This window comes from Ignavibacteriota bacterium (assembly GCA_013285405.1).
In the GTDB taxonomy this organism is placed as follows: Bacteria; Bacteroidota; Ignavibacteria; order Ignavibacteriales; family Ignavibacteriaceae; genus IGN2.
In genome coordinates, this window is record CP053446.1 from 528,033 (window position 1) to 539,972 (window position 11,940).

Annotated in this window: 9 protein-coding genes; 8 read left to right on the top strand and 1 reads right to left on the bottom strand. The window is 36.1% G+C overall.

Translation table 11 applies throughout. The annotated features are described in order from the left end of the window. Positions 1–107 precede the first annotated feature (107 nt). The 4 genes from HND39_02290 to HND39_02305 all read left to right on the top strand — a co-directional run bounded on the left by HND39_02290 (position 108) and on the right by HND39_02305 (position 2,463). Positions 108–449 (top strand): STAS domain-containing protein, encoded by a 342-nt coding sequence (locus HND39_02290; GenBank protein QKJ95189.1) that lies wholly within the window; start codon positions 108–110, stop codon positions 447–449. Positions 450–545: 96 nt separating this feature from the next. Then, the gene (locus tag HND39_02295; protein QKJ95190.1) at positions 546–1,820 is read left to right on the top strand and encodes an adenylosuccinate synthase; all 1,275 of its coding nucleotides are present in this window, start codon (positions 546–548) and stop codon (positions 1,818–1,820) included. A gap of 128 nt (positions 1,821–1,948) precedes the next feature. After that, on the top strand, positions 1,949–2,173 hold the full coding sequence (locus HND39_02300; GenBank protein QKJ95191.1) for an addiction module protein: 225 nt from the start codon (positions 1,949–1,951) through the stop codon (positions 2,171–2,173). Continuing rightward, positions 2,170–2,463: a type II toxin-antitoxin system RelE/ParE family toxin gene (locus HND39_02305; protein ID QKJ95192.1), complete on the top strand. Its 294-nt coding sequence runs from the start codon at positions 2,170–2,172 to the stop codon at positions 2,461–2,463. Before HND39_02300 ends, HND39_02305 begins: the two co-directional genes overlap by 4 nt. A gap of 65 nt (positions 2,464–2,528) precedes the next feature. Here HND39_02305 and HND39_02310 read toward each other — a convergent pair whose 3' ends face one another. Further along, positions 2,529–4,559 (bottom strand): T9SS type A sorting domain-containing protein, encoded by a 2,031-nt coding sequence (locus HND39_02310; GenBank protein ID QKJ95193.1) that lies wholly within the window; start codon positions 4,557–4,559, stop codon positions 2,529–2,531. 361 nt (positions 4,560–4,920) lie between these two features. Between HND39_02310 and HND39_02315 the strand changes: the two genes are divergently transcribed. From HND39_02315 to HND39_02330, 4 genes are all read left to right on the top strand, one after another. After that, positions 4,921–6,066, top strand: a complete 1,146-nt coding sequence (locus HND39_02315) for an ATP-binding protein (GenBank protein ID QKJ95194.1) — start codon at positions 4,921–4,923, stop codon at positions 6,064–6,066. A gap of 144 nt (positions 6,067–6,210) precedes the next feature. Beyond that, complete coding sequence (locus HND39_02320) at positions 6,211–8,661, top strand: leucine--tRNA ligase (GenBank protein ID QKJ95195.1); 2,451 nt, start codon at positions 6,211–6,213, stop codon at positions 8,659–8,661. A gap of 138 nt (positions 8,662–8,799) precedes the next feature. Then, positions 8,800–10,092, top strand: coding sequence for a serine--tRNA ligase (gene serS, locus HND39_02325; GenBank protein ID QKJ95196.1), 1,293 nt, complete (start codon positions 8,800–8,802; stop codon positions 10,090–10,092). Between the two features lie 98 nt (positions 10,093–10,190). After that, entirely contained in the window at positions 10,191–11,936 is a 1,746-nt protein-coding gene (locus HND39_02330) for an ABC transporter ATP-binding protein (GenBank protein ID QKJ95197.1), read from the top strand. Positions 11,937–11,940 lie beyond the last annotated feature (4 nt).

Consider the following 11,940-nt stretch of genomic DNA (forward strand, 5'->3'; position numbering starts at 1 on the left):
TTATTAAATTAAATTCATATCAGAAAACTTTGTTATTATTTTCTTTTTCCTGTTTGCAAAAGTATGCTATACTGATTAAATTTCGATGAAAATTTAAAGGAGTATTCATGAAAATCAAAACCACCGAAAAATATGGAGCAGTCATTGTTGAACTAAAAGGAAATGTGATGGGCGGTGATGATACCAAAGATTTCAACGACTTGCTGCATAAATTAATTGACGAGGGAAAAATAAGAGTAATTATAGACTTAAGCGATGTTAAGTTTATGAACAGTTCCGGACTCGGTATGTTAATTGGCGGTTTAACAACTATGAAGAAAGCCAACGGCTTTTACAAACTGGCGAATGTAACTGATAAAATTGAAAGCTTGCTCATTATAACTAAATTGATAACAATTTTTGAGCATTACGAATCTGTTGATAAAGCAATCGAATCGTTGCCAAAATAACTCAGGATAAAATTTAATTTGAAATAAACTCCGGATTGAAAAGTTCGGAGTTTTTATTTGTAAAAACTAAAACCAAATCTTAAACTAAACCAAATTATGAGCGTTACAGTACTTGTTGGAAGCCAATGGGGCGACGAGGGAAAAGGTAAAATTGTTGATATACTCAGTGAGAAGTATAAAATAGTCGCAAGGTATCAAGGTGGTGCTAATGCTGGTCACACCGTTATCATCGGAGATCAAAAATATATTTTACATCTCATACCTTCCGGAATATTGCGGGATGACGTTATCTGCGTTATTGGTAACGGTGTTGTTATTGATCCAACAGCATTACTGGAAGAAATTGATCTTCTTGAAAAAAATGGGATCAAAGTAGAGGGTAGATTATTCATCAGTCATAATGCTCATTTGATAATGCCGTACCATAAGCTGCTGGATAAAATAATTGAAAGCGGCGATATAAAAATCGGTACGACAGGAAGAGGAATCGGTCCCTGTTATATTGATAAGTTTGCCCGTAAAGGAATCAGGATAGTTGATCTTCTTGACAGAACTGAACTAGAGAAGAAAATCAGACAGAATTTAAAAGAAAAAAATGAATTACTTGAAAAAGTTTACGAGCACGAAGGACTTGATGTTGATGCTATCGTAAAGGAGTATCTTGAATTCGACAGAACAATTGACAAGTATATTAAAGATGTTCCTTCATTCCTGAACCAGGCAATTGCTGACGGTAAATCAGTTTTACTTGAAGGTGCTCAGGGAACTTTACTCGATGTTGACCATGGAACCTATCCATTTGTAACCTCAAGCAGTCCAACATCCGGCGGTGCTTGCACAGGAACAGGAATTCCCCCAACAAAAATTGATTCGGTTATTGGAATTGTAAAAGCTTATACAACCCGCGTTGGTAATGGTCCATTCCCAACCGAACTTTTGAATGAGGAAGGTGAAAAGTTACGAACAATTGGAGCTGAATTCGGGGCTACAACAGGAAGACCAAGAAGATGCGGCTGGTACGATGCCTTCCTGGTTGCATATTCACAATTGGTAAATGGAATAACCTCTGTTGCAATTACGAAACTTGACGTGCTGAGTGGTTTTGATAAAATAAAAGTATGTATCGGTTATGAGTTGAATGGGAAGCGGTTAAAATATTTTCCTTCTTCGGTCGATCAATTATCTGCGGTTAAACCTGTCTATGAAGTTCTTGATGGCTGGAATGAAGATATAACTAATTATTTATCTTACGAACAGCTTCCATCAAAGACAAAGGAATATCTCCAATTCATCGGCAAACATTCAGGAATTAAGATTGAAATCATTTCAGTGGGACCAAAACGCAAACAGACATTCTACGTGCAAAAATAATTTTAACCATGGCACAAAATGTTGTGTCACGTTTTTACCCTTTCGAGTCACGACAACGAATTCTGATTTAATTAATTGTTAATTAGTGTATGAGCTAATATATTTGCATTTAAACTAGTGAGATAAATATGGACTTAAAATCTTTAGAATCTGAATTACTAAAGCTTACACCAAGAGAAAGAGCAATTGTAACATACAAGCTTTTGAATAGTTTAGAAAATGAAGAATCAGAAGATGTGGAAGATATCTGGTTAGATGAAGCACTCAGCAGGTATGATCAGATTGTTAAGACCGGCAAGTTTACTATTGATAGTGAACTAATTATTCGGGAAGCTAAGTCAAAGTATAAGTGACCAGGATTATATTTCACGAATTAGCGGGGAAAGAGTTTCTGGAGGCGAGGGATTACTACGATGATTTTGTTTTTGGATTGGGTGAAAAATTTGTTATCGAAGTAGAAAGATGTTTAAACATAATCAAAACTAACCCACTCGCATATCCGGTTGCAAAACAAAATGTCCGCAAAGCTGTAATCATAAAGTTCCCTTTTTCTATTTTGTATCGGGTGGACGAAAATGTCATCTCTATTCTTGCTGTGATGCATCAAAAAAGGAAACCATTATATTGGGCTGAGAGAATTTAGGGCGTGAAGCTTCACGCCCCTACAAATTTTAAAAACTACTTCATCAAAACCTGTCCGCAGTAGTTTTAACGAAGGAGGATCATTTTCTTCAACTCTACAAAATCTCCTGCTTTCAATTGGTAGAAATACACTCCGCTTGATAGATTCCGGACGTTGCCGGAATGACTTGCAGCGTTGAATTCTACTGTATGATATCCGGGTTCTTTTTCTTCATTAACCAACAATGCAACTTCTTCACCGATTGAATTAATTACTGTAATCTTAACATTACTTTTTTCTTTTAGCCCGTAACCAATAGTTGTTACTGGATTGAACGGATTCGGATAGTTCTGTTCGAGAAGGAAAGAATTAAATATTTTTATATCTATTTCGATAATATCAGAATACTCGCTTTGTCCCAGATAATCTATTTGTTTAAGTCTGTAATAATATTTTCCGTCTGCAATTATCTTATCTCTGTAAGAATAATTCTGTCTTTCAGTAGTAGTACCTTTACCATTAACAAAACCAATCGAAGAAAAATCATTTCCATTTATGCTTCTCTGCACTTCGAACAACTGATTATTTAATTCAGTAGTAGTTGACCAACTTAAAATTACTTCTTTACCGTTCGCTATGCCAGTGAATGAACTCAATTCTACCGGTACAATAGTAGTATCAGTAATAAAACTATAGTAAACATCCTGACCACCTGTGAATGTTGCTGCCCACGCTAAATGCGCTCCGTTAACCTCAGAAACCATATCGAAATAGTCGCCCATTTTATTCTGGTTTGGCCAGCCGACATGCGGATCAAAATAATCAGAAAGTCTTTGATTTGCTGACCATGTTTCTCCTCCATTTGTTGAATTGGAATAATACAGTGCTGATAAATAAGTTCCCGGATTATCACGCGTGTCAAGCCAAACCACATCAATTCTTCCGTTTGGTGCAACCGACATTGTTCCAAACCATTGATAAGCTGAAGTTCCTATATCATCATTAATTTTGATTGGTGAGCTGAAACTTACACCACCATCCGTACTTCGGGCAAACATAACATCAAGAGGATCAGGATTAGAATTTCTTTCAACAGAACATAGTAAATAAATATTATTATGATATGTTCCGCCTGAAGTATCAATTGCAATTATTGTCTGACCAAGTAAACCACCTGGATTTGGTCCGACACCGTAAGTGATAGAACCATCCAGATTAACCGTAGTGTTCATATCCCACGCAACTGTTTGACCAGCAAACTTTGCATTTGAAGATTTTGCCACAAGAAAATCCCATCCTAATGAACCGCCAACAAATAAATCTCCATTTGAGGCTACTGCAAGAGTTCCCCAATAAGGATCGTTTGGAATTGTAACACAATCCTCAAAAAATATTCCGCCATCAGTTGAACGGGTAAATGAACCGGGTGAGCATACGCTGTAAAAACTAGTCCAGTAAGCATATATATGACCACTTCCCGAACTACTGGATTTATCAAGTGCCATCCATTGTTTATCTCCTCCTTGAGCATAAGTTTTATCACCCCAAATAGATCCTCCGGTGCTTGATTTAAATACGTCACAAAAATATGTTGGTTCAGTAGCCAGACTGTTATAATAAAAATTTCCGTCAGCATCACTTTCTAATACGGGATCTGATCGAAAGATTCCAGGTTCAATTACACCAGGAAATGTCCATGACTGTCCTCCATTTGTTGTAAATCCAAATCCTGCCTGGCGGAAGTTGTTGCTGATTGTATTAAACTGTCTCCATCCGATTGCAATTCTATTTGGATTATTTCTGTCAACTGCTATCGAAGGTTCGTTTGCAGCATCTCCAACAATGTTTTGCCCGTTCGCATCAACATTTACCTGAGTAGTAACAATACTATTTAATGAATAATTATATGCAGGTGATCTTTCCTGACTTTCTCTTAAATCGGGAATATATTCATCATCTTTAATCTCGTGATGCAATCTGCGATCAGGTGGATTTCCTTTTTGTTGTGTGTTTGATTGGGAAAAAATCTGAGCTGATGAGATGAGAAAAATAATTATCACTGTAAAAACCAGTCTGATAATGTTTTTAATACTTTTGATCTCTGATCTGCTATTCATAAAATATCTCCTGGAATGGATTTGAACATTCGCAAATTTTTATTTTGATACTTATCAAACTTACATATATCCCGCAGTAAATTGAACACTTAAGTAATACCAAATCAAACAATATATTATTTTAATCTTTATGAAATGTTTTTGGACGATCGGTTTGTAATTGGCAAATAAAAAGTATTTATCTAATTTTAAATTCAGAGCAAGGTTATGGGAATACCAGATCGGAAATCACTATCTAATGGCTTCAGACTTCCAATTTCAATTTTGCCGGATTACACAATCCTGTAAATTTTAACAAGTACACACTTGCAATTGATATAAACACACTTTACATTTGGGCGTCTATTTGTAAAGTAGAATTATGATAAAAAGACCTTATTGGGTAAATAAAATAGAGCAAGCGTGGCTTCAGCGACCTATCGTCTGGCTTTCAGGTGTAAGACGCGTTGGTAAAACAACTATTGCAAAAATGTTTTCAGATGCCGGATATTTAAACTGCGATTTGCCTTCGGTTGCACGGAGATTAGAAGACCCGGAGATATTTTTCAGCAGCATAGATAAAGATAGTAAAGTGATATTTGATGAGATTCACAGATTACCTGATCCGAGTAATCTCCTAAAAATTGGAGCTGATGAATTTTCAAATCTTAAAATACTTGCTACGGGTTCCTCCACAATAACGGCAACTAAAAAATTTCGCGACAGCCTGACAGGCAGAAAGAAAACAATATACTTACCTCCGGTTCTTTGGAATGAAAGTATTTCGGAGTTCGGTATAAAAGATTTAGACAAACGTTTACTTCACGGCGGACTTCCCGAACCTTTACAAGCTGAGAAAAAAGATCCTTCCTTCTTCACAGAATGGATAGACAGTTTTTATGCGCGAGATATTCAGGAACTGTTTAACGTTAGAAATCGAGAAGGTTTTATTTCGCTTTTGCATTTGCTGTTGCGCCAAAGCGGCAGGTTAATTGATTACACTCAGCTTGCAAAGCTAAGCGGTTTAAGCCGACCGACAGTTAAAGCACATATTGAAGCAATGATAATATCACATGCTGTATTTCTGTTAAAACCTTTTTCAAGAGGCGGCAGAAGAGAAATAACACAAAGACCAAAATGCTATGCTTTCGATACAGGGTTCGTATCATTTATAAAAGGCTGGGAAGGTATAAGAGAAGAAGATCGTGGTTTGCTTTGGGAACATTTAGTACTTGATTCACTTCGATCAATCCATCCAGAAAGCAATCTATTCTTTTGGCTTGATAAGTCAGGACGGGAAATTGATTTTGTAATTAAAAGAGATAATAAAAACGTTGATACGTTTGAATGCAAAGTTAATCCATCAAACTTTTCAACTAAAAATTTAAAGGTATTCCGTGATCTCTATCCCAATGGACAAAATATTTGTTTGTCACCAAACATTATTGAAAACTTTACCACCAGAAAAGATGATCTGTTAATTGAATTTCATTCCTTGCAAAGTTATTTTGAAAGAATTAAACCATAAGTTAGCTATCAAGCACTTTTAACTTCTCACTACTTGCCTCGGCTCGCGATCAGCGAGATGGGCTAAATCCTAACTACTTAAGTTTGAATTCCCTGCCCTTTTGGCTAAATTTGCTCCTAATTTTTACGAAAATCAAAAGAATCAATGAGATATCCTCACGCAGAAATAGAATCCAAATGGCAAAATTACTGGGAAGAAAAACAGGTTTATAAAACTGATTTTACAAAAACTGATAAAAAACTTTATCACCTGAATATGTTTATCTATCCATCCGGTGCGAAGCTGCATACCGGACATTGGTACCATTACGGTCCTTCCGATTCCTGGGCTCGCTACAAAAGATTAAGAGGCTTCAATGTTTTTGAACCGATGGGTTACGATGCTTTCGGTTTACCTGCAGAGAATTATGCGATACAAACAGGTATTCATCCGCAGGACAGCACAATAAAAAATATAAAAGATATAAAAGAACAGTTGAAAAAAATTGGCTGTATGTACGATTGGAATGCTGAGTTAATGACTTGCGTTCCTGAATATTACAAATGGAATCAATGGCTATTCCTTCAACTTTATAAAAAAGGATTGGCTTACAGAAAAAAAGCTCCGGTTAATTGGTGCCCGAAAGATCTGACCGTACTTGCAAACGAACAAGTTCATGATGGGAAATGTGAACGTTGCGGAACAGAAGTGATTCAAAAAAATCTTTCGCAATGGTTTTTCAAAATAACTGAATATGCTGAAGAACTATTACAAGGTTTGGATAAAATAAACTGGCCTGAAAAAACAAAACTGATGCAGCGAAACTGGATTGGAAAAAGTGTCGGCGCTGAAGTCGATTTTAAAATTGATGGTTCTAATGAAGTAATAAAAATATTTACAACAAGACCTGATACTCTTTTCGGTGCAACGTATATGGTTCTTGCACCAGAGCATCCTTTAGTTGAAAAACTCACAACTTCTGAACAGCAAAATAAAGTCGATGAATATAAAGATTCGATTAAATCATTAACTGAAATTGAAAGAACATCAACTGTAAAAGAAAAAACAGGTGTATTCACAGGTGCTTTTGCCATCAATCCGGTTAACAATAAAAAAATTCCAATCTGGGTTGCTGATTATGTTTTACTGACTTACGGAACCGGTGCAATAATGGCTGTTCCAGGACAAGACGAACGCGATTGGGAATTTGCTGAAAAGTTTAATCTTCCAATCATCAGAACTATTCAACCGCCGGATGATTTTAAAGGCAAAGCATTTCTTGAAGATGGTCCTGCTATCAACAGTGATTTTCTAAACGGACTTTTTGTTGAAGATGCAAAAAAGAAAATCAATCAATGGCTTGCGGATGAAAAAATTGGTAAAGCTACAGTAAATTATCGTTTGAGAGACTGGCTGATTTCCAGACAAAGATATTGGGGAACTCCGATTCCGATTATTCACTGCGATAACTGTGGTGAACAAGCAGTGAGTGAAGTCAAACTGCCGGTTGAACTTCCTTATGATGTTGATTTTCATCTTGGTGGTGAATCACCTCTTGCAAGAAATGAAAAGTTTATAAATGTTAAATGTCCGAAGTGCGGTGGAAATGCGAAACGAGATCCAGATACAATGGATACTTTTGTTGATTCATCGTGGTATTATTTCAGATATTTAAATCCACATTTTTCAGATGGAATTTTTGATAAGTCAATTGCCGATCAATGGGTACCGGTTGATATGTATGTCGGTGGTGCAGAACACGCAACGATGCATCTTTTATACGCAAGATTCATTCACAAATTTTTGCGTGATCTCGGAATTGCAAAAGGTGACGAACCTTTTCAAACACTTGTTCATCAGGGAACGATTACCAATGCCGGTGCAAAGATGTCAAAGTCGAAAGGAAATGTTGTAAACCCGGATATGTTCACATCAAAATTTGGTTCGGATGTCTTTCGTCTTTACCTGATGTTTATGGGTCCGTACGATATGGGCGGAGATTGGAGTGATAAAGGAATTTCAGGAACTGATCGTTTTGTAAATCGGGTTTATGATTTGTTCAATGAATTTAAAGATCTGCAAAATCAAACATCGTCAAAAGATAAATATGAACTGAGTTCACTTTCAGATGCAGACAAATTCATTTACAGAAAAATTAATCAAACACTGAACAAAGTTGGAGAAGAAATAAATCATTTCAGATTTAATACAGCAATCGCTGCTTTAATGGAGTTGCTGAATAATTTAAAAGATATTTCGAATTGCTCAAAGGAAATTCAATTATTTGCTCTGCAGAGATTAGCAATAATGATCTCACCACTTGCACCTCATCTTGGAGAAGAATGCTGGAGTTTACTTGGCAATGCTACATCGATCTATGAAAAGTCTTTCTGGTTTGATGTTGATGAGTCAGCACTGATTGAAGATACGGTTGGTATTGCAGTACAGGTGAATGGTAAAGTCAGAACAACTCTTGACGTACCAATTGACAGCGAACAGGAAATAGTTAAGAAATTAGTTTTCAGCGATGATAAAGTGATAAAACACACATCAGATAAAACAATTGTTAAAGAAATTTACGTTAAGAATAAGATCTATAACATCGTAGTAAAATAATTAATAGCACGCAGATGACGCTGATCGAGCAGATATGCGCAGATCAGTTAAACCTGCCTGACAGCAAGACAGGTCTGTGTCACCTGCCTGCCGTTAGGCAGGTCAGCGTTCTATTCTTCTAAATTAAAAATATAAAATATGCTTGATATAAAATTAATTCGTGAAAATCCTGAAACTGTCAGACAGGGATTAAAAAATAAAAACGAAAAAGATCGTGTTGACGAAATTCTTTCGCTGGATGAAGATCGAAGAAAAATAATTTCAGAAGTTGAAGAACTGAAAGCAAAGAAGAACCAGGTATCATCAAAAATTCCTCAGATGAAAAAAGCCGGTGAAGACACTACACAAATCTTTGCAGAGATGAAAATCGTTTCTGATAAAATCACTGAGCTCGATAACCAGTTGAAACATGTTGAAGAGAATTTGAATGGAATATTGATGTTCATTCCGAATCTTCCTCATTCATCTGTTCCCGTCGGAAAGACTGCTGATCAAAATGTTGAAGTTAGAAAATGGATGCCGGAAGGATTTTCATTTCCCATCGGGACAAGCGGCAAGAAACCAAAAACTCTTGACCACATTGAACTCGGGAAGAAATTTAATATACTCGATTTTGAAAGAGGTGCTAAAATTTCAGGTACTGGTTTTCCTGTTTATGCTGGAAAAGGTGCAACACTTGAGAGAGCATTGATTAATTTTATGCTTGATTATCATCTGACTCATCACAACTACAAAGAAGTTTTTCCCCCGTTTCTTGTAAACAGAGAATCGATGATGGGAACCGGTCAGCTTCCAAAGATGGAAGATGATATGTACGCAATTGAAAAAGATGGATTGTATCCGATTCCAACTGCGGAAGTTCCGATTACAAATCTACATCGTGATGAAATAATTTCTGAAAAAGATTTGCCGATTCGGTATGTTGGCTATTCAGCTTGCTTCAGACGAGAAGCCGGTTCTTATGGAAAAGAATCAAAAGGTTTTTTGAGAGTTCACCAGTTTAATAAAGTGGAGATGGTAAAAATTGTAAAACCAGAAACTTCATACGATGAATTGGAAAAACTTGTAAACGATGCCGAAGATATTTTAAAGTTACTAAAAATCCCTTATAGGATTCTTATGCTGTGCACTGGCGATTTAAGTTTTTCTGCGGCAAAGTGTTACGATATTGAAACGTGGTCTCCTGCAGAACAACGATGGCTCGAAGCTTCTTCCTGCAGCAACTTTGAAGATTTCCAGGCAAGAAGAGCAAGCATACGATTTAAAAGAGAAGGTGAAAAAAAACCTGAGTTCGTTCATACTTTGAATGGTTCGGGGTTGGCTACAAGCAGATTGATGGTTTCAATACTTGAAAATTACCAAACAGTTGAAGGAACTATTCGGGTACCTGAAGTGCTTCAAAAATACACTGGATTCCGTGAAATCAAATAAGCATTTTGCCTTTCATATAGTTTATCAATTAGCTATCCAAACATAATTGTATTTATAGCTTCATAATTAAAATTTAAGAGCAAGATTCAAAATAATAATTGAAAAACCTATTTACTTTAAAAAAATATTTTCTCCGATATAAGAAGAAACTTATTCTAGGTTTGATCTTTATCATTCTTTCAGATATTACTGCGGTTTACGTTCCTCTGATCATGAAAGATTCAATAGATGCACTTCAGAAAAATGCAACTTCTGAATTGTTGTTGAAGTACGGACTGATGATAATCGGTTTATCAGTTGTATCCGGAATATTCCGTTTCATGATACGGCAAACAATTATCGTTGTGTCAAGAGAAATTGAATACGATTTGCGGGGAGATTTCTGGTCGCACGTCCAAAGATTACCACTGAGATTTTTCCAGAATAACTCGACTGGTAACATTATGGCGCATGCTACTAATGATATTAATGCTGTCCGGACATTTATTGGTCCTGCAGTGATGTACACAACAGATACAGTGGTGATATTAGTGCTCGTTTTAATTTTGATGATCACATTGAATTTTCAACTTACTGTGTATTCATTACTTCCACTTCCGTTTTTATCATACGCTGTTTACAAAGTCGGAAAGAAAATTCATCAGAAGTTCACAGTTATCCAGGAAAAGTTTGCTGAGCTTACAACAATGGCACAGGAAAATTTTTCAGGGATCAGAGTTGTAAAATCTTATGCGCGTGAAGAACGCGAGATGGATAGATATGCTAAAGAGAGTAAAGATTTCGTAAAAAAGAATATGCATCTGGTAAAAACTCAGGCGCTCATCATGCCGATTCTTTTCCTTATCACCGGTATGTCTATTATAATTGTTGTATTGGTTGGTGGAACAATGGTGATTGATAATGAAATCACATTGGGTGAATTGACAGCATTTGTGGTCTTTCTTGGTTTTCTTATCTGGCCTATGTTTGCTTTCGGATGGGTAACCAATATCGTCCAGCAGGGTGAAGCAAGTATGAAACGTTTGAACAAAATTTTTGCTGAACCTTATGAAATTGAAGACTCAGCAAACACTGATTATTCCATAAAAGAACTCAAAGGTGATATTGATTTCAGAAATGTTTCATTCAGATATAGCGAAAACCATCCTTATGTATTGAAAGATATAAATCTGAAAATCCCTGTTAACTCTACACTTGCTGTAATGGGATATACAGGCTCAGGAAAAACATCTTTCGTAAACCTTATCCCGAGATTATACGATTGCACTTCCGGTGAAATATTAATTGATGGAACGGATTTAAAAAACATTCCGTTAAATGTTTTAAGAACAAATGTTGGATTAGTGCAGCAGGAATCATTTCTATTCTCGGATACTGTGATGAATAATCTTACTTACGGTTTACGAGGTAACGATGAGAAAAAAGCTCTTGAAGCAGCATCAATTGCACAATTCAATGATGATGTTCAAACATTTCCTCAAAAATATGAGACGATAGTCGGAGAGAGAGGAATAACTTTTTCCGGCGGACAGAAACAAAGAGCATCACTTGCAAGAGCATTAGTCATTGATCCCAAAATACTCATTCTTGATGATTCATTCTCTGCAGTTGACACAAATACAGAAGAGGAAATCTTAAAAAGAATAAAAGAGTTCATGAAATCCAGAACAACAATTATAATCAGTCACAGGATTTCAACTGTAAAAGAAGCTGATAAAATAATTGTCTTAAGCGAAGGAAAAATTGCAGAACAAGGTACACACGAGCAATTAGTTGAACTTGGCGGCATTTATTCTGATTTACATCAGAAACAATTACTCGAAAAAGAATTAGAAGAAATTTAATTTA